The 25,669-nt window shown below is 41.8% G+C and carries 23 protein-coding genes; 15 read left to right on the forward strand and 8 right to left on the reverse strand.

Features of this window, described 5'->3' with window-relative positions; genetic code table 11:
• Positions 1–89: 89 nt before the first annotated feature.
• The 8 genes from fabF to AUR67_RS08285 are packed head-to-tail and all read left to right on the forward strand — an operon-like array spanning position 90 to position 7,696.
• Positions 90–1,328, forward strand: a complete 1,239-nt coding sequence (gene fabF, locus AUR67_RS08250) for a beta-ketoacyl-ACP synthase II (RefSeq protein ID WP_054554715.1) — start codon at positions 90–92, stop codon at positions 1,326–1,328.
• 57 nt (positions 1,329–1,385) lie between these two features.
• On the forward strand, positions 1,386–2,198 hold the full coding sequence (pabC, locus tag AUR67_RS08255; protein WP_058584896.1) for an aminodeoxychorismate lyase: 813 nt from the start codon (positions 1,386–1,388) through the stop codon (positions 2,196–2,198).
• Positions 2,195–3,172 (forward strand): endolytic transglycosylase MltG, encoded by a 978-nt coding sequence (mltG, locus tag AUR67_RS08260; RefSeq protein WP_058584897.1) that lies wholly within the window; start codon positions 2,195–2,197, stop codon positions 3,170–3,172. The genes pabC and mltG overlap by 4 nt, the downstream gene beginning before the upstream one ends.
• Positions 3,173–3,190: 18 nt before the next feature.
• Positions 3,191–3,817: a dTMP kinase gene (gene tmk, locus AUR67_RS08265; RefSeq protein ID WP_058584898.1), complete on the forward strand. Its 627-nt coding sequence runs from the start codon at positions 3,191–3,193 to the stop codon at positions 3,815–3,817.
• Position 3,818: 1 nt separating this feature from the next.
• Positions 3,819–4,712, forward strand: a complete 894-nt coding sequence (locus AUR67_RS08270) for a DNA polymerase III subunit (protein WP_058584899.1) — start codon at positions 3,819–3,821, stop codon at positions 4,710–4,712.
• Between the two features lie 8 nt (positions 4,713–4,720).
• Positions 4,721–5,047 (forward strand): PilZ domain-containing protein, encoded by a 327-nt coding sequence (locus tag AUR67_RS08275; protein WP_054554720.1) that lies wholly within the window; start codon positions 4,721–4,723, stop codon positions 5,045–5,047.
• Positions 5,048–5,060: 13 nt separating this feature from the next.
• Positions 5,061–5,840 carry a TatD family hydrolase gene (locus tag AUR67_RS08280; protein ID WP_058584900.1) on the forward strand — a complete coding sequence of 260 codons (780 nt, stop codon included), beginning with the start codon at positions 5,061–5,063 and terminating at the stop codon, positions 5,838–5,840.
• Positions 5,840–7,696, forward strand: a complete 1,857-nt coding sequence (locus AUR67_RS08285; protein WP_414858330.1) for an alkaline phosphatase D family protein — start codon at positions 5,840–5,842, stop codon at positions 7,694–7,696. Before AUR67_RS08280 ends, AUR67_RS08285 begins: the two co-directional genes overlap by 1 nt.
• Here the strand turns inward: AUR67_RS08285 and AUR67_RS08290 are convergent.
• Positions 7,693–8,508, reverse strand: a complete 816-nt coding sequence (locus AUR67_RS08290) for a polysaccharide deacetylase family protein (RefSeq protein ID WP_058584901.1) — start codon at positions 8,506–8,508, stop codon at positions 7,693–7,695. The two genes, AUR67_RS08285 and AUR67_RS08290, sit on opposite strands and share 4 nt — an antisense overlap.
• Positions 8,509–8,819: 311 nt before the next feature.
• The gene (rsmF, locus tag AUR67_RS08295) at positions 8,820–10,259 is read right to left on the reverse strand and encodes a 16S rRNA (cytosine(1407)-C(5))-methyltransferase RsmF (protein ID WP_058584902.1); all 1,440 of its coding nucleotides are present in this window, start codon (positions 10,257–10,259) and stop codon (positions 8,820–8,822) included.
• Between the two features lie 280 nt (positions 10,260–10,539).
• On the opposite strand from rsmF, the gene AUR67_RS08300 reads away from it, so the two are divergent.
• The 5 genes from AUR67_RS08300 to prpF all read left to right on the forward strand — a co-directional run bounded on the left by AUR67_RS08300 (position 10,540) and on the right by prpF (position 17,234).
• The gene (locus tag AUR67_RS08300; protein ID WP_054561374.1) at positions 10,540–11,241 is read left to right on the forward strand and encodes a GntR family transcriptional regulator; all 702 of its coding nucleotides are present in this window, start codon (positions 10,540–10,542) and stop codon (positions 11,239–11,241) included.
• An 87-nt stretch (positions 11,242–11,328) separates the two neighbouring features.
• Positions 11,329–12,204 carry a methylisocitrate lyase gene (prpB, locus tag AUR67_RS08305; protein WP_054561375.1) on the forward strand — a complete coding sequence of 292 codons (876 nt, stop codon included), beginning with the start codon at positions 11,329–11,331 and terminating at the stop codon, positions 12,202–12,204.
• 24 nt (positions 12,205–12,228) lie between these two features.
• Positions 12,229–13,353: a 2-methylcitrate synthase gene (gene prpC, locus AUR67_RS08310; RefSeq protein ID WP_058584903.1), complete on the forward strand. Its 1,125-nt coding sequence runs from the start codon at positions 12,229–12,231 to the stop codon at positions 13,351–13,353.
• 116 nt (positions 13,354–13,469) lie between these two features.
• On the forward strand, positions 13,470–16,061 hold the full coding sequence (gene acnD / locus AUR67_RS08315; protein WP_058584904.1) for a Fe/S-dependent 2-methylisocitrate dehydratase AcnD: 2,592 nt from the start codon (positions 13,470–13,472) through the stop codon (positions 16,059–16,061).
• 3 nt (positions 16,062–16,064) lie between these two features.
• Positions 16,065–17,234 carry a 2-methylaconitate cis-trans isomerase PrpF gene (gene prpF / locus AUR67_RS08320; RefSeq protein ID WP_058584905.1) on the forward strand — a complete coding sequence of 390 codons (1,170 nt, stop codon included), beginning with the start codon at positions 16,065–16,067 and terminating at the stop codon, positions 17,232–17,234.
• 39 nt (positions 17,235–17,273) lie between these two features.
• Here the strand turns inward: prpF and AUR67_RS08325 are convergent, their stop codons facing one another.
• Positions 17,274–18,182 (reverse strand): substrate-binding periplasmic protein, encoded by a 909-nt coding sequence (locus AUR67_RS08325; RefSeq protein WP_058584906.1) that lies wholly within the window; start codon positions 18,180–18,182, stop codon positions 17,274–17,276.
• Positions 18,183–18,376: 194 nt separating this feature from the next.
• On the opposite strand from AUR67_RS08325, the gene AUR67_RS08330 reads away from it, so the two are divergent.
• Both AUR67_RS08330 and AUR67_RS08335 read left to right on the forward strand, forming a co-directional pair.
• Positions 18,377–20,323 carry a glycoside hydrolase family 97 protein gene (locus AUR67_RS08330; RefSeq protein ID WP_058584907.1) on the forward strand — a complete coding sequence of 649 codons (1,947 nt, stop codon included), beginning with the start codon at positions 18,377–18,379 and terminating at the stop codon, positions 20,321–20,323.
• A gap of 191 nt (positions 20,324–20,514) precedes the next feature.
• A complete protein-coding gene (locus AUR67_RS08335) occupies positions 20,515–20,829 on the forward strand; it encodes a DMT family transporter (protein WP_058584908.1) in 315 nt (104 codons plus the stop codon).
• 77 nt (positions 20,830–20,906) lie between these two features.
• Here the strand turns inward: AUR67_RS08335 and AUR67_RS08340 are convergent, their stop codons facing one another.
• Genes AUR67_RS08340 through AUR67_RS08360 form a run of 5 tightly spaced genes read right to left on the reverse strand, consistent with a single transcriptional unit; the run spans position 20,907 to position 25,654 of the window.
• Positions 20,907–21,761, reverse strand: a complete 855-nt coding sequence (locus AUR67_RS08340) for a fumarylacetoacetate hydrolase family protein (RefSeq protein ID WP_058584909.1) — start codon at positions 21,759–21,761, stop codon at positions 20,907–20,909.
• A 20-nt stretch (positions 21,762–21,781) separates the two neighbouring features.
• Positions 21,782–22,558 (reverse strand): SDR family NAD(P)-dependent oxidoreductase, encoded by a 777-nt coding sequence (locus AUR67_RS08345; protein WP_058584910.1) that lies wholly within the window; start codon positions 22,556–22,558, stop codon positions 21,782–21,784.
• A gap of 22 nt (positions 22,559–22,580) precedes the next feature.
• A complete protein-coding gene (locus AUR67_RS08350; protein ID WP_058584911.1) occupies positions 22,581–23,441 on the reverse strand; it encodes an amidohydrolase family protein in 861 nt (286 codons plus the stop codon).
• Positions 23,438–24,484, reverse strand: a complete 1,047-nt coding sequence (locus AUR67_RS08355; protein ID WP_058584912.1) for an aldo/keto reductase — start codon at positions 24,482–24,484, stop codon at positions 23,438–23,440. The genes AUR67_RS08350 and AUR67_RS08355 overlap by 4 nt, the downstream gene beginning before the upstream one ends.
• 21 nt (positions 24,485–24,505) lie before the next feature.
• Positions 24,506–25,654, reverse strand: a complete 1,149-nt coding sequence (locus AUR67_RS08360; protein ID WP_058584913.1) for an alpha-hydroxy acid oxidase — start codon at positions 25,652–25,654, stop codon at positions 24,506–24,508.
• Between the last annotated feature and the right edge of the window lie 15 nt (positions 25,655–25,669).

The raw sequence follows: 25,669 nt of genomic DNA on the forward strand, positions 1-25,669 counted from the left end.
TTCAAGCTGCCCTTAGTCTATCTATAGAATGATACTAATAAATTTGGTATACACCCCACCTAAAATAATTTCCTTATTGGAGGCAACCCGTGGCTAAACGTCGAGTCGTCGTAACTGGCTTAGGAATGTTGACACCGCTAGGTAATGATGTTGAATCTACTTGGCAAGGTTTGTTAAACGGTAAAAGTGGTATTCAAACTATCACGCATTTCGATACCTCAAGTTTCGGCACCAAATTCGCAGGTTTGCTGAATGACTTTGATGCATCAGCTTACATGTCACCGAAAGATGCAAAGAAAATGGATTTGTTTATCCAATATGGCATTGCAGCGGGTGTACAAGCACTACAAGATTCTGGTCTAGAGATCACTGAAGAAAACGCCACTCGTGTTGGTGTAGCAGTGGGTTCTGGCATCGGTGGTTTAACTTTAATTGAAGAAAACCACATTAAATTATTAAATAGCGGCCCGCGTAAGCTTTCTCCGTTCTACGTGCCTTCGACCATTATCAATATGATCTCTGGTCATTTATCGATTATGCACGGTTTACGTGGCCCTAATATTTCAATCGTTACAGCCTGTACTACAGGTCTACATAACATTGGTCACGCTGCACGTATGATTGCATACGGCGATGCAGATGCAATGGTAGCCGGTGGTGCTGAAAAAGCATCGACTCCAATTGGTATGGGTGGCTTTAATGCAGCACGTGCATTATCAACTCGTAACGACGATCCACAAGCAGCATCTCGTCCTTGGGATAAAGACCGTGATGGTTTTGTTCTTGCTGATGGTGCTGGTGTTATCGTACTTGAAGAATATGAGCATGCTAAAGCACGTGGCGCGAAAATCTACGCTGAACTCGTTGGTTTTGGTATGAGTGGTGATGCATATCACATGACGTCTCCACCTGAAGACGGTGCAGGCGCAGCTCTAGCGATGGAAAATGCCCTAAACGATGCACAAGTTAATGCAGACCAAGTTGGTTACATTAATGCTCACGGTACATCGACTAATGCAGGCGATAAAGCCGAAACATCAGCTGTTAAAACTATTTTTGGTGATGCAGCGAAAGATGTGATGGTAAGTTCATCTAAATCAATGATGGGTCACTTGTTAGGTGCAGCAGGCTCGGTAGAGTCGATCATTACTATCTTGTCACTTGTTGACCAGAAAGTAAGCCCTACAATCAACCTTGATAACCCAGATGAAGGCTGTGATTTAGACTACGTACCGCACACTGCACGTGACGCTAAATTGGATTACGCACTATGTAATTCATTTGGTTTTGGTGGTACTAATGGCTCGTTGCTGTTTAAAAAGGTATAATTCTTTTTAACAACGGACTAAAAAGAAGAGCCCAGTTGTTTAACTGGGCTTTTTTGTATGAGTAAATTAAAACAAACAATAAAAATAATCACACCAGACACCACAATAAGCACGCAAGATCGTGGCTTAAATTATGGTGACGGCTTTTTTACCACAGCCTCTGTGGTGAATTCTGTCGTTGAGCACTGGGATTTACACAAAGCGCGTTTAGAAGAATGCGCGCAAAGACTATTTTTCCCCGAATTAGATTTAACCGCAATTGAGCGTGAAGTTAACCACGCAATCAGTGATACACAAACCGGTATTTTAAAAATAGTTATCACCCGTGGTGCAGGTGGGCGTGGTTATGGCTTACCAGATACACCAAGTATTCAAGTGCTGATCAGTATCATGCCTGCAGTTTCACACTATAAAAGTTGGCAGCAGCAGGGCGTAAGCTTAGCAGTTAGCGACGTGAAACTTGCACATCAACCGTTACTTGCAGGCTTAAAAACATTGAACCGTTTAGAGCAAGTGCTTATCAAAAAGCAAATGAGCAGGCTTGAATGTGAAGAGGTTGTTGTTCTTGATTATGATAACAATGTGATTGAATGTTCGGCTGCAAATTTATTTGCTATTAAAGACGGTCAAGTTATGTCACCTAAGTTAGACCGCTGCGGTATCACAGGGGTTTATCTCAGTGCTTTATGTGATAAGTTAGCCATTGAATTTAAAGCAATCCAACTAGATGAGCTTTTAGCTATGGATGCCGTATTTATGTGTAATAGTTTAATGGGCGTGGTTCCCGTTGCACGGATTGCTGATACACAGTTTGATATTGAATGCAGTAAAGCGCTTTTAACGGCGCAGTTTGCCAAGGAGAGTGTGTGATAAAAGTCATTGTTAGCGTGCTATTATTAGCATTGCTATGTTGTGGTATTGGCTATCAACAGCTTCAATCAGCATTAAAAATGCCGTTAAAGGTTGAAAACAGTACTTTATTTAAAGTAGAACGTGGCACTGGCTTTAATCAGCTTTGCCAAGCATGGCAAACAAAGCAGTGGGTTGATAGCTGCTTCAAATTTCAGGTACTTGCTAAATTAGATCCTACGCTTACTGATCTAAAAGCGGGTCTATATGAACTGGATACAAACGCTGTTATTGATAATATTCGTCGTATCAATCAAGGTGCACAAGTAAGCTTTAGCTTTACAATTATTGAAGGTCAGCCACTTCGTGACGTTGTTGCTAATATTCAAAAGCAAGCACATTTAACACAAGACTTAGACACAGAAAATTTAGCGACGCAGATAAGTAGCACACAAGAAAATTTAGAAGGCTGGTTGTTCCCTGACACCTATCACTACCACAGCGAAGATAGTGCCAGCGGCGTATTAAAACGCGCATACAACAAAATGCAGCAGGAATTAGACACCGCATGGCAAACTAGAGCGCCAGATTTGGTATTAAGTTCACCGTATGAAGCGTTAATACTGGCTTCTATCATCGAAAAAGAAACGGGCCTCGCGTCTGAGCGACCATTAATTTCTGCGGTATTTACCAATCGCTTAAAAACCAATATGCGCTTACAAACCGATCCAACGGTTATTTATGGTATTGGTGCTGATTTTGATGGCGATATAAAACGAAAAGATTTAACAACCTATACACCTTATAACACGTATAAGATAAAAGGCTTGCCGCCAACACCCATAGCCATGCCTTCGAAAGCAGCGATTTTGGCCGCGGTTAATCCACCTGAGTCTGAGTATGTGTATTTTGTTGCGAAAGGGGATGGCAGCCATCAATTTTCGAAAACATTGCAAGAACATAATCGTGCGGTAAAGCAGTACCAATTAAACTAACAACCAGAATTGAGTCATATGACAGCAAAATTTATTGTGATTGAAGGCCTTGAAGGGGCCGGAAAATCAACGGCCATTGCCGTATGCCAAGCTTATTTAGAAAACAAGCAAGTCGATTTTATTAATGTGCGTGAGCCTGGCGGTACAGCTATGGCTGAAGAGCTGCGTAATATCGTCAAACAGGCTCACCAAGAAACAGTGACGGGCGAAACAGAGCTGTTAATCATGTATGCAGCACGCTCGCAATTAGTTGCTAATGTTATAAATCCGGCCCTTGAAAAGGGTACTTGGGTTTTAGGTGATCGCCATGATCTTTCATCACAAGCATATCAAGGTGGTGGTCGTGGTATTGAACAGACTAAACTCTCTTTTTTAGCTGATATGGTGCTAAATGGTTTAAAACCTGATTTAACCATTTATTTAGACATTGACCCTGCAGTTGGGCTTGCTCGTGCAAAAGGCCGTGGTGAACTTGATCGTATCGAACAAGAAGCATTAGGCTTTTTTGAGCGCACTCGCACACGCTACCTTGAAATAGCTAAAACTGATAGCAGTATCAAAACAGTGGATGCAAACCAAACAATGCCTGAAGTACATGCGGCAATCACAACCGTGCTTGATAACTTTTTTGCAGGTTTAAATTAATATGCCTTTGCCGTGGCTTGAAGGGCTTTATCAGCAACTAGCGCAAAGTTTTGCACAGCAACGCTTTCATCATGCCCAGCTATTTAATGGTGATAAAGGCGTTGGCAAACAAGGTTTAGCCGATTCGCTCGCTGATGGCTTACTTTGCGCGTCACCTGTAAACTTAAAGGCCTGCGGCAATTGTAAAAGCTGCCAACTTAATCAAGCGGGTACTCACCCTGATAAACGCGTTGTAAAGGTGGAAGGCCAAACAATAGGCGTTGATGAAATTCGTGAGATTAGTGATTTTATCAACCATTCAGCGGCGCAAAATGGTAACAAAGTAGTGGTGCTCGAACAGTGTCACAAAATGACCACTGCAGCTGCTAATGCTTTATTAAAAACCCTTGAAGAGCCAAGTTTGCGCCGTTATTTATTGTTAACGTGCGAACAAACAGCATTATTACCTGCGACAATTTTAAGTCGCTGTGCCGTACACGAAATAAAAGTTAACTCTGAATATACGAAAAAATGGTTAGCATCATTAAGTATTGCTAATTATTCATGGTTAGAGTTATTCGCTAGGCAGCCACTTCTTGTTCAGCAGTGGCAAAATGACAACCAACTTGAAGCAGTCGATTCTCTTTATAAATTTGCAACTGAGATAAAAGACAGCCATAATTTCAGTGCGTTAGTCGACATCCTTAATAAAGATCATAGCTTGGTTAATGTATTTGCTTTGTTCTTAACAGAGCATCTTAAAACGCAATTAATGTTAGGAATGGACTTTTTCAATTATCAGAAAGCACAAACTGCAATTTCAGAGTTTCTTTATAATAACTCACATGTGCTTGGCTTGAATATGGAACTAGCCATTTCACAATTAGCGTTTACTTTACGTGAAAGCCAAAATTAGGAAGTATCGTGCAAGAATTATTAGTAGATATTGAAGACTTAGAAGAATTATATCGCTGTTACATGCCTTATCTAAAAAATGGTGGTTTGTTTGTTCGCACTAATATGCGCTTTGAAATGGGTCATTCATTGGCTTTAAAGGTCACATTACCAGATGCACTAGAAGATGATGTAGTAACGGGTAAAGTTGCTTGGATCACACCGCAAGGTGCACAAAGCTCAAACCCACCAGGTATCGGTGTTAATTTTATCGATGATAAAACCAATTTGAATGCGAAAATCGAAAAACTACTCGGTACTATGTTAAACTCCGGCAATCCGACCTATACCATGTAATAAAAGTAGTACCATGATTGTAGATTCTCATTGCCATTTAGATCGTTTAGATTTTGAAAAACTAGACTTAGACTTAGACCAAGTACTCGATAATGCTCGCGCTAAAAAGGTTGAACACTTTTTATGTGTAAGTGTAACTTTAGATCAATTCCCAAGTATGCTGGATAAAATTAAGAACTATCCAGATGTTTCTGCATCATGCGGTGTGCATCCACTCGATCAAAAAGACGCACTCGATAAGCAAAAGCTTATTTCACTTGCAAGCCACGACAAAGTGGTTGCTATTGGCGAAACGGGTCTTGATTACTATTACTCAAAAGACACCCATATTGTTCAGCAAGAGAGTTTTGTTGGGCATATCGACGTTGCTAATGAGCTAAATAAGCCGCTTATTATTCACACACGAGACGCTAGAGAAGACACTATTAACTTAATGCGCGCTCACAATGCCGAGAATTGTGGTGGTGTATTGCATTGCTTTACAGAAAACTGGGAAATGGCCAAAAAAGCCATTGATATGGGCTTTTATATTTCGATTTCGGGCATTGTTACGTTTAAAAATGCAGTAGAGTTAAAAGACGTTGTAAAGCAAATTCCGCTAGATCGCTTACTAATCGAAACAGATTCACCTTATTTAGCGCCTGTGCCATATCGTGGTAAAACAAATCAACCAGCCTATGTTGAAAATGTCGCTTACTACATTGCTGAATTAAAAGGGCTTACTTTTAACGAATTAGCTGAAGCAACAACTAACAACTTTTATTCGTTGTTCAATCAGGCTAAAAGAGCGTAATAGTGGACGGCGTATCGAACTTACCTCAGTTAGTTATGGGGCCAATGGTACGCCGAGCAGATGCAGGGCGAGTATGCTTTCAATTTGTAACCACTGAGCCTTGCCAATACCGAATTGAGTTTAAAGGTGTTGAAACATTCTCGAGCCTAGAGTCAATCCAGTTAGGGCAACAGCTTTACTTAAATTTCATTAATGTCATGCCAGTCAGTGGCCAGTTTGCAGTTGATTCACTGATCTACTATTCATTACATGATGAAGAAAAAAGCCTTGATTTGTCGTCTTATTGCTATGAACGTGCAGAATCTCCGGCATTTGTGATCCCAAATCGACTCGATAGAATTCTGCATGGTTCGTGTCGTAACCCTCATCATCCTGCAAAAGACAGCCTTGTTGCTGCAGATAATTGGCAAAATGATCAGCGCCAATCGCTTAATGCAGGCGCTGATTTATTATTGTTATCTGGCGACCAAATATATGCTGATGATGTCGCAGGGCCAATGCTGCTTGCGATTGAAAAAGTGATTAGCCTATTTGGTGTGTTTCAAGAGCCAGCGCTTGATTTAGATTTGCCAGAAGAATATGAGCAGCAACTTTATCAGCGCCATTTACACTTACCTAAAGTACCTTGGCAGAAACGGAGCAAATTTGGTGTTGGTTATTGGCTCAAAAAAGATGAGCCACACTTCTCAAGTTTAAAAGCTGAAAACCACTTAATTCATTTTCAAGAATTTATAGCGCTTTATTTATTAAACTTCAGCGCTGTTACTTGGCAGCTAATTGAGTTTGAATCAATTGAATGCCCTGCATTAGCCCCTAAATACGCTAACTTATTTAAACTTGAAAAAGACGCACTGGTTGGCTTTGCAAAGGGTCTTCAAAGCGTTGAAAGGTTATTTGCCAATGTGTCGACATTAATGATGTTTGACGATCATGATGTCACCGATGATTGGAACTTAACCGCAGGCTGGGAGCAAGCTATTTATCAGCACCCAGCTAGCCGTCGTATTGTAAATAATGGCTTAATTAGTTATTGGTTAATGCAGGGGATTGGTAATGATGCAGGTGATAACTCACTGTCTTTATTACCCAGCTTTAAACAAAGCCTGCAGCAACAGAGCTGGCATTTTAAAGACTTTGATAAGCTAATACTCAATTTTAACCATTGGCATTACGAGCTTAATACCATCCCCAAAGTTGTGGTGCTCGATACCCGAACCCACCGCTGGCGCAATGAACAAAACTTCAATGAACCATCAGGTTTACTTGATTGGGAAAGGCTCACTGAATTAGAAGAAAGCTTATTGTCTCACGATAAAGTGATTATCGTATCTCCAGCTCCTGTGTTTGGTGTTAAATCGATTGAAGCAATCCAAGCGATTTTTAATTTTTGCGGGCAACCCTTGTTGGTTGATGTTGAAAACTGGATGGCCCATGAAGGTTCTGCTAAAAAGCTGCTAGATACCTTTCGCCGTGAAGATACGCCAAAAGAAACCTTGATCCTCTCTGGTGATGTTCATTATTCATTTTGTTTTTCAGTGCAAAAGCGCTTTGGTAAACATAAAAACCGAATTTGGCAGTTGACTGCTAGTGGTATTAAAAATGAGTTCCCACGCAAACTTATTAATGTACTCGATAAGCTCGACTCAATTTTATATGCGCCAAAAAGCCCACTTAACTTTTTCACTAAGCGTTGGCAGATGGAAGTTGATAAACACCAAACCATAGGCGAAGGACAAAAGTATTTGGTCAGTAATGCGGCTATCAGCTTAATTGAGCTCAATGATGGTTTGCTTGCTAAATATGAACTTATTCACGCTGATAACCAAATAACTGAATTTGATTTAAACGATAATTAATCGATTGCTTTGCGATTCGCCTCAACGTAGTCAGCAACATTACTTACTGTATCTAACCAAAACCCATTTTTAGGATCTTGTAGATAAACTATGAGCTGCTCAAGGGCGTCGGTGCCGGTAGTGTACTGATCTCGTTTGCCAATATCGTGGCCTGCCAGAATGATCCAACTATTGTTAGTTCGGTGCTGCTCTATGGATTTTTTGATCTCTTCGAAAGTAAGCCCATCAATGGGTAAGCTAGTTAACTGCGAAAAGTCTGTAAAGTTAGGGTTATTCGCCGTTTCGTCTAGCCAAGTTCGACCTGTTTTAAAGTGCTTGGCGATTAAAGGCACATAGCTTTTAGTATTTGCACCACGGCCAACAAAGGTGTTTCCGCAAGGGTAGGCAAAAGCGGTTGGTGTCACGTTGAGTGTGGCTTTTATATAGTCTTGCCCCTTTAAGATATCTTGCTCCATTTCTTTTAACGTAAATTGTTCAAGCGACACCCCAAGTTTACGAAGCCATTCAAAGTTGCCGGTACACAAGTGGCTTGCCGTATGATTAGCAATTTCGTGACCTGTTTTTACAGCCATTTGCCACTTTTCAACACGTTCTTTTACGTTAAAAGGGGATACATAAAATGTCGCTTTTATTTGGTATTTGTTTAAAAGCGCTAAACCGGTATCAACTTGGCTATGTCTTGCATCATCAAAAGTGATACTGACAGCATTTTTAGCCTTATTAGGGTAGTCAAAGCCTAGGTAGTCATTGCTTTTTGCCAGAGTTTGGCAGCTTATTAAAAATGGTAGTACGACGCACAAGGGTTTAAGCATAATCAATCCTTTATCATTGTTTTTACAATGAAATCAAAAAGGCTAATGCTTTGCTATGCGACTTTTGAATAAAAAAACGCCCAGAACGAATCCGCATTGTTCTGGGCTTAGGGGGTGGCTCGTGTGAGCCTGCGCTAACTATAAAAAAACACCTTCTAAATTCAGTAGGGAGAAGTAGAAAGTACTTTTAAGTGTAGTTAATCAGCAGGAAATTGCACGGTAAATGTACAAATTTTATACTAGTTTAAAATCAGTCTGTTACAGCTTTTTACCTAAATCAGTGCCTTGTTTATACAGTCTTTATGCGCAACTTATACCCAAGTTATCAACTGGGTATTTTGGACTAAATCGCGAGGTAAAGAGTTCTTAATTTTGTTCTTTTGCCACTTACCTAGGCCTACCGGACAACCACATAACATTAAAACTACTTCACCATTATCTTGCGTTGGTTTTTCGAGTCGAATATCTTTACCGTTAAAGTAATCGTTTGCTTGGCAAGCAGACATCTCAAAGGTATTTTTATCACAATATTGGCCAAAGACAGTGGCAAACTCGTGAGTTAAGCGAACACCACCTTTGTGGATCACACCAAGTTGAATACCTAAACGTGAGTATTTAATTTTATCTTGCAGTTCATCAAAGCCATCTGGAAACAACCAAAGCTCTTTATCACGCTGCATTAACGTGCCTTTGAGTGATTTTAGACCGAACTGTTTTTTAATTGTTTGCATAAACGCTTGGCTTTGCTTTTTATCAAACTCAGCAAACGGAAATGCGCCTTTTTTAACTTTTTGATTAGGGTTATCGCTTGACGCTATTTTTTTAAATTTAGCGATGAAGAAACCTTCACTGTCGTAAGTTTGCGGCCAAACATGCAAATAACCTTCGCTGGTTGTCGCTTTGTCTGCACCATCAAAAAGGCTATCGAGCGATTGTACTTCGATGCAATCAGGGAACTCTGCTAATAGATACTCACACACTTGTTGGTTTTCAAGAGGTGTTAAAGTACAGGTCGAGTAGACTAATGTACCACCTGGTTTTAAGGCATAAAAGGCACTTTTAATAAGGGCTTTTTGCACAGCAGCAATATCAATATTAGATTCGATTGACCAATTCTTTAGGGCGTCTGCATCTTTACGAACCGTGCCTTCACCTGAACACGGGGCGTCAAGCAAAATACTATCGAAACACTCATACATGTAATCCCCAAAGATCACACCGTCAAAATGTGATAATGCACAATTACCTACGCCCATACGTTTGAGGGTTGCTGCTAATACTTTTAAGCGTGACGATGACAACTCATTGGCTACTAACACACCGCTATTATCCATCATTGCGGCGATTTGTGATGTTTTTGAACCTGGAGCCGATGCCATATCAAGTACTGCATCGCTTTGCTTAACTTCGGCTCTCAGTGCAACCGGCGGTAACATTGAGCTGGCTTCTTGCACATACATAGCACCACTTAAGTGTAAATCGGTATTACCGATGGCAAGGGCCGCTTCTTCGTCGGTTGGGCGTGTTAGCCAGAATCCTTCTTCGCACCATGGAATTGCTGTTAATTGCCATCCTTTTTTGGCGCATTGACGCTGAAATTCTGCGACTGACATTTTTAATGTATTCACGCGAACAGATCGTCTTAGTGGGCGGCGACAGGCTGCAATAAAGTCGTCTAATGATAAATGTTCAGGAAGGTAGCTTTTTACATCATCAATAAATGAGTCAGGAATATATGTATTAGCGTCCACTAAATGGCTCTCACATCACGTAATAATAGCTGGATCATACCATTTATAGCGCTATCAGGGGATATTTTTAGCTTTTTAACAGTGAGATTGATGTGTCGACATATTGCCAATATAAATGTTCTTTATAGCCATTATTTTTGAGAAATATCAATTTATGTCGACATTTTGCTGGTTTTTTAGCCTGTTTTTCCGATCTCAAGGTTGACACTTGCAATGATAGGGCGCATAGTGAACTTACAAATTGTCGACAATCTTAATTTAGTACTTTGATAGACCTATTATGACAGAGCAAAAAGCCAACGATAACTACAACGATATCACGATAACAACAGCATCAGACCAAGTGTTTGTCGACATGCGTCGTGAAATTGTCCAAGGCACCATCGAGCAGGGCAGCAAAATTTCTGAGCCAGAACTTGCTAAACGCTATGGTGTAAGCCGTGCCACCTTACGTGAGGCGCTAAATCGTTTAGAGAGCTGTTATTTGGTAGAGCGTAAAGCAAATGTTGGTTGCCGTGTTGTTGCACTAACAGCCGAGCGTTTAATCGAAGTCTATCAGGTTCGTAGTGCCTTAGAAGGGTTGGCTTGTCGGTTAGCTGCCGACAACATGGAACCTGAAGAAGTGCAGGGTTTAAAACAGTTATTGAACCAGCATTTACAAACACAGCGTGTAAAAGAAGGTGAATCATACTACCAAGAAGCGGGCGACCTTGATTTTCACTATCGCATTATTAAAGGGTCGAAAAACGCACACTTAATTCATCTTTTATGTAATGAGTTGTACCAGTTAATTCGAATGTACCGTGTACAAATGGGGATGGTTGGGCCACGTGTATCAAAAGCGTTTGATGAACACTTGGCTATTATTAATGCCATTGAAAACCATGACGGTGAATTAGCCGAAATGCTTATGAAGCGCCATATCAGTGCGTCTCAGGCAAATATTCAGACTAAGTTTGACTTACTCGCAGCAAAAAATTAGTAGCGCCTTAGTTAAACAGTCACAATTTAGATTTAAAAAATAGAGTTAGCCAAAGAGCTAAAACCGTTCAAAGATAGGAGTTATCCAATGTCAGCAGGATTAAAATTCAAACAGGCAATTGCCAACAACAAGCCATTGCAAGTGGTTGGCACCGTCAACGCGTACTGCGCAATGATGGCAGAAAAAACAGGACACCAAGCACTTTACCTCTCAGGTGCGGGTGTTGCTAACGCATCATATGGCATGCCAGATTTAGGTATGACTAGCCTTGATAACGTACTTGAAGATATTCGTCGAATCACCAGCGCTACCGACTTACCGCTTCTTGTTGATGCTGACACAGGTTGGGGCGGTGCATTTAATATTGCTCGTACCGTTAAAGAAATGACCAAAGCAGGTGCTGCGGGCTTTCATATTGAAGACCAAGTAGCACAAAAACGTTGTGGTCACCGTCCTAATAAAGAGATCGTGTCTAAAGATGAAATGGTTGACCGTATTAAAGCTGCGGTTGATGCCAAAACAGACAGTGATTTTTACATTATGGCGCGTACTGATGCATTCCAAAAAGAAGGCTTAAATGCCGCGATTGACCGCGCAGCAGCGTGTGTTGAAGCAGGTGCTGACGCCATCTTCGCAGAAGCGGTACATGATTTAGCGGATTACCAAGCGTTTGCTAAAGCGTTAAATGTACCAATTCTTGCGAATATCACTGAATTTGGTCAAACGCCACTTTATACAAAAGAGCAATTGAGCGAAGTGGGTGTTGAAATTGTACTTTATCCACTTAGTGCATTTAGAGCGATGAACAAAGCAGCACTTAATGTGTATTCGTCTATTCTTAGCGAAGGCTCGCAACAAAGCCAAGTAGACAATATGCAAACACGTGCGGAATTATATGAGTTTTTAGACTATCACTCATATGAAAACACACTCGATAACCTTTTCTCAGCTAAAAAATCATAACGACAACATATAAGGAGAACACTCATGGTAGATAAAGCATTAGGCGGCGCAGGTTTACGTGGTCAAGTAGCAGGTGAAACAGCACTGTGTACAGTAGGTCAATCAGGTTCAGGTTTAACTTATTGTGGTTATGATATTAGTGAATTAGCAGATAAAGCGCAGTTTGAAGAAGTGTCTTTTTTACTGTCGCGCGGTGAATTACCAACAGAGTCTGAGCTGACTGAATATAAAGCAAAGCTAAAATCACTACGTGGTTTACCAGACGCACTAAAAACAGTGCTTGAGAACATTCCTAAAGACGCGCATCCAATGGATGTAATGCGTACTGGTTGTTCAATGCTAGGTAACCTAGAAATGGAGCAAGATTTCTCAGAAGCGAATGATGCGATTGACCGCCTAGTTGCGGTATTCCCAAGCATTATTTGTTACTGGTATCGTTTTAGCCATGACGGCGTTCGTATTGAAACTGAAACAGATGATGATTCGGTAGGTGCACATTTCTTACGTTTATTACATGACGAAGCACCATCAGCACTGTTTGAGCAAGTAATGAATGTGTCTTTAATTCTTTATGCAGAGCATGAGTTTAATGCATCAACATTCACTGCGCGTGTGTGCGCATCAACATTGTCTGATATTCACTCTTGTGTAACGGGTGCTATTGGTAGCTTACGTGGCCCATTGCATGGTGGTGCTAACGAAGCGGCTATGGATATGATTGAAGGCTTTACAAGTGCAGACCAAGCTGAAGATGCGCTGATGGGTATGCTTGAGCGTAAAGACAAGATCATGGGCTTTGGTCACGCCATTTACCGTGAATCAGATCCACGTAACGTGATCATCAAAAAATGGTCAGAAAAACTGGCTGCAGAAGTGGGTGATGATGTGCTTTATCCTGTGTCTGTTCGCTGTGAAGAAGTTATGTGGCGTGAAAAGAAACTATTCTGTAATGCTGATTTCTTCCATGCATCTGCGTATCACTTCATGGGTATCCCAACTAAGTTATTCACGCCAATTTTCGTGATGAGCCGTGTAACAGGTTGGACAGCGCACGTGAAAGAGCAACGTGCTAATAACCGTATTATTCGCCCAAGTGCAGATTATACGGGCCCAGAAGCGCGTAGCTATACGCCAATTTCTGAGCGTTAATTGTAATTAAATCAGTGAGAGGGGTAGCTTGGCTGCCCCTTTATGAAGGGGTGAAATAAATACAAAAACAATCAGCCCACCTTTGTTCACCGTCACCAAGTACAAGTAGAATCATCATGAATACAAATTTTAGAAAACCATTAGCAGGCACCGGCGTCGATTACTTTGATACGCGCGCTGCTGTTGATGCAATTAAACCTGGCAGCTATGCCACACTTCCTTACACATCGCGAGTACTTGCCGAAAACTTAGTTCGTCGCTGTGATCCTGAAATGCTAAATGATGCACTGTCGCAGTTAATTGACCGCAAGCGTGATTTAGATTTTCCATGGTTTCCTGCTCGTGTCGTGTGTCACGATATCTTAGGTCAAACAGCACTAGTTGATTTAGCAGGCCTGCGTGATGCCATAGCTGCAAAAGGCGGCGATCCTGCAAAAGTGAACCCTGTGGTACCAACACAGTTAATTGTTGACCACTCATTAGCTGTTGAACACGCAGGTTTTGAACCTGACGCATTTGAAAAAAACCGTGCTATTGAAGACCGTCGTAACGATGACCGTTTCCACTTTATAAATTGGACAAAAACAGCATTTAAAAATATTGATGTGATCCCGCCGGGTAACGGCATTATGCATCAGATTAATTTAGAGAAAATGTCACCGGTAATCCAAAAACGTGATGGCGTGGCATTCCCGGATACCTTAGTTGGTACAGATAGCCACACACCTATGGTTGATGCGTTAGGTGTTATTGCAGTCGGTGTAGGTGGTCTTGAAGCTGAAAGCGTGATGCTTGGCCGTGCATCTTACATGCGTTTACCTGACATTGTGGGTGTTGAACTAAAAGGCAAGCCACAACCGGGTATTACTGCAACCGACATTGTATTAGCGATCACCGAATTTTTACGTAATGAAAGAGTTGTGTCGACCTACCTTGAATTTTATGGTGAAGGTGCCGATGCACTTACCCTAGGTGATAGAGCTACTATTTCTAATATGACGCCAGAGTTTGGCGCAACAGCAGCGATGTTCTACATCGATGACAACACACTTGATTATCTACGTTTAACTGGCCGTGACGAAGAGCAAGTTAAACTAGTTGAAACATACGCAAAAGAGACTGGCCTTTGGAGTGATAGCCTTAAAACGGCTGAATATGAGCGTGTGTTAACCTTTGATCTATCATCAGTTGGTCGCAATATTGCGGGCCCTTCGAATCCACATCGCCGTGTTGCAACTAGCGAACTTGATAAAGCGGGTATCACTGGCGTTGTTGAGAATGAAGAAGGCTTAATGCCAGATGGCGCCTGTATCATAGCAGCAATCACAAGTTGTACTAATACAAGTAACCCACGCAACGTTATTGCTGCAGGTTTACTTGCGCGTAATGCCAACGCTAAAGGTTTAACTCGAAAGCCATGGGTTAAAACATCACTGGCACCGGGTTCTAAAGCGGTTAAGTCTTACTTAGAAGAAGCCAATTTATTACCTGAGCTTGAACAACTTGGCTTTGGTATTGTTGCCTTCGCGTGTACAACCTGTAACGGCATGAGTGGTGCGCTTGATCCTAAAATTCAGCAAGAAGTGATTGACCGTGACCTATACGCAACGGCTGTACTTTCGGGTAACCGTAACTTCGATGGTCGTATTCACCCTTATGCTAAACAAGCATTCTTAGCTTCACCACCACTGGTTGTTGCTTATGCTATTGCCGGTACTATTCGTTTTGATATCGAAAAAGATGTATTAGGGCATGATCAACAAGGTAACGAAATTCGCCTTATGGATTTATGGCCATCAGATGAAGAAATTGATGCGGTGATCAAACAAAGTGTTAAACCTGAGCAATTTAAAAAGGTTTACGAGCCAATGTTTGATTTAAGTGTAGATTACGGTGAAGACAACGATCCACTTTACCAATGGCGTCCACAAAGTACTTATATTCGCCGTCCTCCTTATTGGGAAGGTGCATTAGCGGGTGAACGCTCTCTGAGTGATATGCGTGCGTTAGCTGTGTTGGGCGACAACATCACTACTGACCACTTATCACCTTCGAATGCGATTTTAGCGTCAAGTGCTGCTGGTGAATACCTGGCTAAAATGGGTCTCCCAGAAGAAGATTTTAACTCCTATGCTACTCACCGCGGTGACCATTTAACAGCACAGCGTGCTACATTCGCTAACCCTAAGTTATTGAATGAAATGGTTAAAGAAAATGGTGAAGTGAAGCAAGGTTCATATGCTCGCATTGAACCAGAAGGCAAAGTGACGCGTATGTGGGAAGCTATCGAAACCTACATGGAGCGCAAACAACCGCTTATCATTGTGGCTGGTGCCGATTATGGCCAAGGCTCATCACGTGACTGGGCTGCAAAAGGAGTTCGCCTAGCTGGTGTTCAAGTGATTGCAGCAGAAGGCTTTGAGCGTATTCACCGCACTAACTTAATTGGTATGGGTGTATTACCGCTTGAGTTTAAAGCAGGCACGACGCGAACTACGCTAGGTATTGATGGTAGTGAAAGTTTCAGTGTGAAAGGTGAGCCAACACCAGGCGCAACACTGACATTAGTGATTACCCGTGCCAATGGTGAAACCGTTGAAGTACCAATGACGTGCCGTTTAGATACTGCTGAAGAAGTGTCAATTTATTCAGCGGGTGGTGTACTGCAACGTTTCGCGCAAGATTTCTTAGAATCTGAGGAGCACTAAGCGATGGCGTTTAAACCACAAATTAAGGTGCCAGCGACCTATATGCGTGGCGGCACCAGTAAAGGGGTGTTCTTTAACTTAACTGACTTACCCGAGCCTGCCCAAGTGGCAGGTGAGGCGCGCGATAATCTGTTATTACGTGTGATTGGTAGCCCCGATCCTTACCAAAAACAAACTGATGGTATGGGCGGTGCAACCTCAAGCACCAGTAAAACGGTAATATTATCGAAAAGCTCTAAACCTGATCACGATGTTGATTATCTCTTCGGTCAAGTTGCTATCGATAAAGCGTTTGTAGATTGGAGTGGTAACTGCGGCAATTTAACTTCAGCAGTAGGGGCCTTTGCTGTGTCAAACGGTCTTGTTGATGCCAGCAAAATTCCAGATAACGGCGTTGTTGAAGTTAAAGTATGGCAAGTCAATATTAGTAAAACCATCATAGTGCACGTGCCAATTACTAACGGTGAAGTGCAAGAGACTGGTGATTTTGAGCTTGATGGCGTGACATTCCCTGCTGCTGAAGTGAAACTTGAATTTATGGACCCTGCTGATGGCGAAGGGGCCTTATTTCCAACAGGTAACTTAGTCGATGAATTAGAAGTGCCAGGTATTGGTATGTTGTCTGCAACGATGATCAATGCGGGTATTCCGACTGTTTTCATTAACGCCAGTGAAGTTGGCTACGATGGCACTGAGCTACAAGAAGCCATTAACGGTGATGTATCGGCACTTGAAAAGTTAGAAACGATTCGCGCCTATGGGGCGTTGAAAATGGGGCTAATTTCTCATATTGATGAAGCAAAGGCACGTCAACATACGCCAAAAGTAGCTTGGGTTGCACCAGCTAAAACTTATCACGCATCAAGCGGAAAAGTTGTAAACGAAGCTGATATTGATTTAGTGGTACGCGCTATGTCGATGGGTAAATTGCATCATGCCATGATGGGCACGGCTGCGGTTGCAATAGGTACCGCTGCAGCCATTCCTGGTACCTTGGTAAATCTTGCTGCAGGTGGTGGTGAGCGTCAGGAAGTAAACTTTGGTCATCCTTCTGGCACTTTAAAAGTGGGCGCTGCTGCAACACTTGTTGATGGCAATTGGCAAGTCACAAAAGCAAGTATGAGCCGAAGTGCGCGTGTATTAATGGAAGGCTGGGTTCGAGTGCCCGAGTAGTACTCACTTGCATACTGATATAATCAAAAAAAGCGGCGTTTACGCCGCTTTGTCTAATCCGTAGCACTGTTGCTTCATTCCTTCGATGAACTCGTCAAACTTGCCGCTTTGTTGCATTAGTTCTATTTCGTCATTTAAGTCTTCTAAAACTTTTTGCCAGTGCGGCGTTGATTTGCTGACAGAAAAATATAGCGGTTTGTATTCAAGCTTAGGCTCTAACGCAACCAGTGATTCTAGTATTTGTCGTTTGCCGCTAATTGATAATTCAGACTTGTAAACGCTTGCTTTTAACACTTCAAGATCTGCCACAATCAGGCTTACGCGGTTACTAAGTAAGAGATGAATTAGTTGGTACTCATTATTAGCGACGATTGTATCGATTTCTTTATTATCAATCATGGCATCGAGTTCTTTGGTGTTTTTATATGAGCGAACTACGCCAATAGGCAAGTCTTTTACAGAGTTTAAATCCCCATTAAATCCAATCTGATTCCCTTTTAACGCCACAAAAGACAGATCCCCACCAGGAATGGCATGACTCAAGGCAAGTAAATCGTTGCGGGTTTTATCAAGGAAGTTATCTGAAATGACATCATCTTCAATGAAATATTCAGGAAAGAGAATATCAGCGCGACCTAGTTCAGCTTCTCTTACGGCACGTGCCCACGGGTAAAAGCTAATATGCACGCCATAGCCTTTTTCAAGTAAAGAGCTTACAGCAAATTGGTAAAGCCAGCCTTTATTACATAAGTTTTCATCAATATAAGGAGGCCAATCCAAAGTAACAAGCTTTAAAACGTGTTTAGCATCTAGGTTATAACCGTATCCGCCGTTGAAACGCACCGCTTCTTCAGTGGCAATTTCGCTATTTTTCACAAAACTAACAGGCGTTAGGCCCGCAAGAGCTTGATATGAGGCGAATAAAAAAAATACGGTCAGTAGTTTCATAAATTGTTTAAGTTTTTGTTATTTATCTAAAGCTTAGCCTTTTGCCGTAAATATACAACCTAGTAACTGTAACAATATCTAACGGATGGAGTACATTTTTCGATCACAGCTTATATTAATAGACTTGAGTGACAAAAAGTTTACATTTGTATTATGATATCACTTAATGCTTTTGCAGCTTAAGGATAACAACAATGATAAAACCAAGTATCTATATATCACTTCTCACAAGCTCTATGCTTGCTCACGCACAATTACCGCTTAGCGTTACAAGCCCAGATGGACAAATAACTGTAAAACTCGAAAAACAACAAAATCAGCTTGTTTATAGCGTAAATTATGGCAACCAAGAGTTTTTGCAGCAATCACAGCTTGGTTTAAATACCAACCTGGGTGATTTTTCACAAAGCCTAAAATATAAAAGCCATACAACAGCTTCAGTCAATGAAAGATATAAGCTGCATAATGCAAAGGTGAGTGAAGTAAACTACACGGCGAATACCTTAAAAGCGCAATTTGAAAACCAAGAGGGCAAAGTACTAGGAGTCGAGTTTAACGTGTCTGATAGCGATGTTGCATTTCGTTATCAGATATCGGGAGCTGAAACTGATACCCGTATTAAGGTGTTAGCTGAATACAGTGCTTTTAACCTACCAGATAATGCAACCACGTTTATAAGCCCACAAGCCTTACCTGAAACGGGCTGGATGCAAACAAAACCAAGTTACGAAGAGCCTTACACCTTTAACGAAGCCCTTGGAACACCATCAGCGAATGGCGTGGGCTATACATTTCCTGCATTATTTAGAAATAGCGATAAAGGTTGGCTTTTAATTTCTGAAACCGGTGTTGATAGCCATTATGTTGGCTCAAAATTAAGTGAAGGCACGAAAGACGGTGTATATCGTATTTCATTTCCTCAGGCTGGAGAAAATAATGGCATTGGTGCAACTTATGCGGCTATGGCAATGCCTGCAACCACACCTTGGCGCACCATTACGTTAGGAGCAAGTTTAAAACCAATCGTTGAATCAACCGTGGCGTTTGATTTAGTTAAACCCCTTTATCAACCAAGCCAAGATTATAAAATGGGTCGTTCAACATGGAGCTGGATTGTTTGGCAAGACCCAAGTATCAACTACGATGACCAAATCAAATTTATTGATTTAGCTGCGTCATTAAACTTTGAATATGTATTAATCGACAATTGGTGGGATAAAAACATTGGCCGCGAGAGAATGGCTGAATTGGTTAAGTACGCCAATGGAAAGGGCGTTGATGTTATTTTGTGGTACAACTCAAATGGCTGGTGGAATGATGCACCACAGACCCCGCAAAATAGAATGAACAGTGCACCTGCACGTCGAAATGAAATGGCGTGGCTGCAAAGTATTGGTGTTAAAGGCCTTAAAGTTGACTTTTTTGGTGGTGATAAACAAGAAACCATTAAACTTTATGAAGATATTCTCACAGATGCAAATCAGTATGGTTTAGTGATCACCTTTCATGGTAGTACCATCCCGCGTGGTTGGGAAAGAATGTATCCGAACTTCGTCACATCTGAAGCGGTACTGGCATCGGAAAACCTTGTTTTTCATCAAAATTCGTTAGATTTACATGCCTATAACGCGACTATTTTACCGTTCACTCGTAATGCTATTGGCGCTATGGATTTTGCCCCAGTGTTTTTAAACAAACGCTTATCTCAAGATCAAACAGTAGGCACTATTCGTAAAACCACAGATACATTTGAACTGGCAACAGGTGTGCTTTATCAATCACCAGTGCAACATTTTGGCCTGACGCCAAATAACCTTGAAGAGCAACCTCAATTTGTTATTGATACTTTAAAGGCGATGCCAACGGTATGGGATGAAACACGCTATATTGCAGGTCAGCCGGGTCAAGATGCAACGATCGCAAGGCGTCATCAGCAAACATGGTGGGTAGCAGCCGTGAATGGTGAAAATAAAGCCAAAACATTAGATATTGATTTACCTATGTTAGCGGGCAAAAAAGTCACCCTGTTGTTTGATAACAAAGATGGCAGTGCAGGTACTAAGCAAGTCACTGTAAGTAACAGTGGTAAGTTAACCTTAAACTTATTAGCTCAAGGTGGCGCACTGATTATTGGTCGCTAACTGTGAGTTTATAGGCGATAAACAAAGCCAAGTAGAGAAAAGCGAGCAGGTTGCTCGCTTTTTTTGGCTATAGTTGCCTAGCTAACTTGGGCGTGCTAGATTTCGTCGGGTGTGGTGATGTACTACACCGCTTTGAGGACGACCTTAAAGTTGAAATTAAATTCGGGGACGACCCCATAAAGAGGTCGACCATGAATTGGATCCTACTTATTACTGCTGGCTTACTTGAAGTCGCTTGGGCGTATGGCCTAAAACAATCAAACGGTTTTACTAAACCACTCATTTCATTCTTTACACTCTTAACCATGGCTGCGAGCTTCTATTGCTTAAGCGTGGCGCTTAAATCATTACCACTTAGTTTGGCTTATGCAGTTTGGGTAGGTATCGGCGTAATTGGCTCAGCAATTATTGGCATGACGTTATTATCTGAAGGCGTAAGTCTATTAAAAATAGCCAGCCTACTGCTGATTGCCCTTGGCATTATTGGTTTGAAACTTGCCAATTAGTGTTTGTATAAAAATCCGATAGGCTGCTGCTCTATCGGATTTTGGGTCTAGATCAAATGTTATTTGGGATTTATTACTTAGTGTAATTTTTTATAATCAACGACGGCTTGCTGTTGTACCCCAAGGCCTTCGATGCCTAGAGTAATGGTGTCGCCGTCTTTTAGGTAAACCGGTGGTGTTTGCCCTAAACCCACTCCCGGGGGCGTTCCGGTAGAGATAACATCACCCGGTTGCAGACTCATAAATTGGCTGAGATAACTAACTATAAACGCTGGATCAAACACCATGGTTTTTGTGTTGCCGTTTTGGTACTGGGTATCGTTTACCTTTAACCACATATCTAAATTAAGTGGGTCAGGAATTTCATCTTTGGTGACTAACCATGGACCAAGTGGTCCAAATGTGTCACAGCCTTTCCCTTTATCCCATTGTGAACCACGTTCCAATTGAAAATTTCGTTCAGACACATCGTTACACACACAATAACCGGCAATGTAATCATAAGCGTTTTCTACATCGACATAGGAGGCGTGTTTACCAATGACAATGGCAAGTTCAACTTCCCAGTCTAGCTTTTCACTATTTTTAGGCTTAATTATATTATCGTTAGGGCCGCTAATAGCACTGGTGGCTTTGCTAAATACTTCAGGCTCATTGGGAATGGCCATTCCAGATTCTGCGGCGTGATCGGCATAGTTTAAGCCGATACAAATAAACTTACCTACATCAGCAATACATGAACCGATACGCACAGGATCTTCAATAAGCGGCAAGGTGTTTAAGTCAATTTGACTAATAAAATTGAGTGTTACTGGTGATAAAGCTTGGCCATTGATGTCTTTGAGCACGTTACTTAAACAACGTAGCTTACCATCGCTGTCAATGATGCCGGGTTTTTCTTGGCCAAAAGGGCCGTATCTTAGTAGTTTCATGATGATTCTCTTTACTTCTATTAGTTATTCAAGGTGACGAAACCGCCATCAATGGGAAAATTACTGCCGGTAATGAAAGCTGCATCATCTGAGCAGAGGTAATCGACCAGTCCGGCAATTTCTTCAGGTTTACCCATGCGGCCTATAGGTTGACTTTTAGAGAGCTTTTCAAACATTTCAGCCTGATTATCTGGGTAACTTTGAGCTAAAAAATTATCAACAAATGGAGTGTGCACTCGACCAGGTGCAATACAGTTACAGCGTATGCCATCATTTATATAGTCTTTTGCAACGGAATAGGTCATGGTCAATACAGCGCCTTTCGTCATAGAGTAAGCAAACCTATGAGCAATACCGACCGAAGATGCAACAGAAGCAAGATTAATGATGACGCCGCTTTTTCGAGATTTCATATTATCGATAGCTGCATGAATACAGTTATAAACACCTTTAACATTAATGTTATAGAGTCTGTCTAAATCAGCTTCTGTAGTGTTTTCGATATTGCCGATATGGGCAATACCGGCATTGTTAACCAAAATATCAATGGGGTAGTGATTAGTAATCGTATTGAATAGCTCGTGAACTTGTTGGTGGTTTGCAACGTCAATGGCATACGCATCGGCACTGCCATCGTCGCGAAGGATTTCATCTTTCACTAAGTTTGCAGCCTCAAGGTTTAAATCAACAACGATGATATGCATGTCACGTTTTGCCAAGCGCATACAGATGCTTCGCCCGATGCCACTTCCACCACCGGTCACTAAGGCAATTTTTTTTGTGTTTTGCTGTGTCATAAAATGTCCTTAACTTGGGTAGTTAAAATAATTGATAAAGTCTTTTGGCGTTATCGGACCAAATCTTTCGCTGCTCAGAGACTGGTAGAACACTTATCAGTACATCACTGATATGATGCCAGTCCGTATAACAACCATTCATGTTAACCACTGGCCAGTCGCTGCCCCATAAAATACGATTGGCACCAAACAACTGATAAATGAGTTCGAAGTAGGGGCGATATGTATCGATATCGACACAATCAGCTTGTGCTTGTGACATGAGCCCGGAAAACTTAATTGCAACATTTTTTAAGCATGCTAGTTGATAGAGCGAGTCTTCCCATTGCTCTGACTTAGGCTGAGTTAAATCTGGTTTAGCCAGATGATTAATAACAATGTTTAAATTAGGATGTTGCTTTGCAATAGTAACGATATGCGGCAAATGGCACTCATGAACTAAGGCATCAAAACAGAGGTTATGCGCCGCTAAAAATTGGAAAATTGGCGTAAATTCTGGGTTTAAGATCCAATCGATTTGCTCAATATCTTGCAGCATAGGACGTACACCTTTGAAGTAAGGATCTGCTGCAAATAAGGTTAACTGTTTAAGGACGTTGGCATCGGTAAAATCGACCCAACCAACAACACCTGCAATAAAACTGTAGGACTTAGCAAGTTTCAGTAAAAAACGCGTTTCATCATGTGAATCAGCTGCTTGAACAACAATGGTGTTAGCAATGTCATTAATAGCAAGGGTCGTAGTTAGTCTTTCAGGCAAGTAATCTTGATAAAGCACGGTTAAATCTTCATTTAACCAGCGATAATCTCCACGGCTCAATTGCCAAAAATGTTGATGGCTATCTATTTTCTTAATTGGGTTGAGGGTGCTGACTGTGCTCATGATGCGTCTCCGCTTTCTGGCGTAGGTGCATGCTGTGCAATGAGTCCTGCTGTTTTTAAATCTTGCCAAAACTGGTTTGGGATAACCTGATTAAATAATTCGACAGTTTTGTGCACCCGTTTTTCATTACCAAGCCCAGGTATAACAGAGGCAACAGCAGGATGCGCGAGTGGAAATTGTAAAGCTGCAGCCGCTAAAGTGACGTTATGATCAACACAAATATCTTCAATTTTGCCGACTTTATCGATAATTTCTTGTGGAGCTGGTTGATAGTTGTAGTATGGGTTTTGAAAATTGCGAGCGCCCGTTGCTAATATTCCCGAGTTATAGGGACCACCTAAGATAATAGACGCACCATGATCTATGCATGCAGGTAAAAAATCATCGAGTGGTTGCTGCTCTAATAGTGAATAACGACCAGCTAATAAAAAGCAGTCGAACTGACCAATTGTCATCGCTCGTTGGCATATTTCTACTTCATTAACCCCTAAACCAACAGCCTTAATTTGACCACTTGCTTTGAGCTCTTCTAACGCTCGATAGCCGCCTTGCTCAAATTGCATAAAATAAAAAGCATCTCGCTCGGCATGTGTATCAACCCCTAAATCATGGACGAGTAAAATATCAATTTCAGCTAAGCCTAAACGTTGTTGGCTATCTTCAAAAGATCGCATAATGCCATCGTAGCTATAGTCATATTGAGCATCAAAAGGCATGGGGGTGGCAAAACCATGACGTAGCTGTGTTACATCAGCATGGGGATCAGGTTTGATTAATCTGCCAACCTTGGTTGATAGAATATACTCTTGCTTATCAAGGACTCGTAGTGCATCACCGACACGGCGTTCACTCAAACCAGCACCATAGCGAGGGGCTGTATCGAATAAAGAAATGCCCACATCAATTGCTGCAGCCAAGGTGCTTTTGGCTTGCTCATCGCTCACTGCTTGATATAAGTTACCCATAGAGGCTGCACCAAAACCAAGCGCTGAAATCCCAATACCGGTTTTTCCAAGGGGGCGCGTTTTAAATGTGTTTTTCATAACTTACCTCTTATGGTTTCCTTATTTCACCAAAAACTCAGGCAATTCAGACACAGAGGCGCAGCCGAGCTGATTCATGATCTGAGTAATTTGCATCATCAAGGCATTGATGGTGTGAATGCCGCCTTTATCGCCAAGGGCACCCACGCCATACACAAAGGGTCTGCCTAAGAATGTAAAGTCAGCGCCGCTTGCAAGTGCACTCACTATATTTGTTCCGCTACGAAGCCCGCTATCCATAAAAATTTTGATGTCTTTTGAATACTTAGCAGCGACGGTTTGCAGCGGTTTGACTGGTGATTCACCGGCATCTAGCTGACGCGCGCCATGATTTGACATAACAACGCCATCAGCGCCGAGGGCGATAGCTGCTTGTACATCAGACTCATTAATCAACCCTTTAATGATCAAAGGCCCTTGCCATAAATCGCGAATTGGCTTTAAGCCTTCCAGATCAACACGGCCCATGACGGTTTTATTCATAAAAGCTGCCAGCTCATCGGTAGGCATATTTTTTGGCATATACGGCTTGAGGGTTTCCATTTCTGGTTTGCCAGCAAGCGCTGTTTCATAAAGCCAACGAGGCTTTGCTAGCATCTGCAAAATATTAGACAGTGTCATTTTAGGTGGCATAGCGAGGCCATTTCGAATATCTCGTGGCCTGTAGCCAAAAGTAGGCACATCAACGGTGACCACTAGCACAGGGTAGTGGGCTGCTTTGATGCGATTGAGTAAATCAAGCCTAATCTTTTCATCGGTCGGGTTATAAAGCTGAAACCACGCATGGCCTTCGGAAACTTCTGCGATGCGCTCAAGGCTAGATGACGAAACCGTGCTTAATACATAAGGAATGTTTTTTTCAGCGGCGGCTTTAGCAAGAATTTCTGGGGCCTTTGGCCACATTAATCCTTGTAAACCAACCGGCGCAATACCAAATGGTGCTGCGTAAGTGTGGCCAAATAACTCAACTTTTTGGCTGCTACCTGCAAATGGCTTTAATAGCTCACTACGTAATTGCACATTATTGATATCATCTCTATTTCGCTTTACACCATGCTCCTGCATACAACCGCCTTCAAGGTAATCGAAGGCAAAGCGAGGAATGCGTTGCTTGGCTTTTTTCTTAAGGTCGGCAACGTCAGGGTAAAGGTGGTTAAAGTAATTGCTCATGATGAAATCCTCAGC

Origin of the sequence: Pseudoalteromonas sp. XI10 (genome assembly GCF_001469895.1) — a bacterium.
Taxonomy (GTDB): Bacteria; Pseudomonadota; Gammaproteobacteria; order Enterobacterales; family Alteromonadaceae; genus Pseudoalteromonas.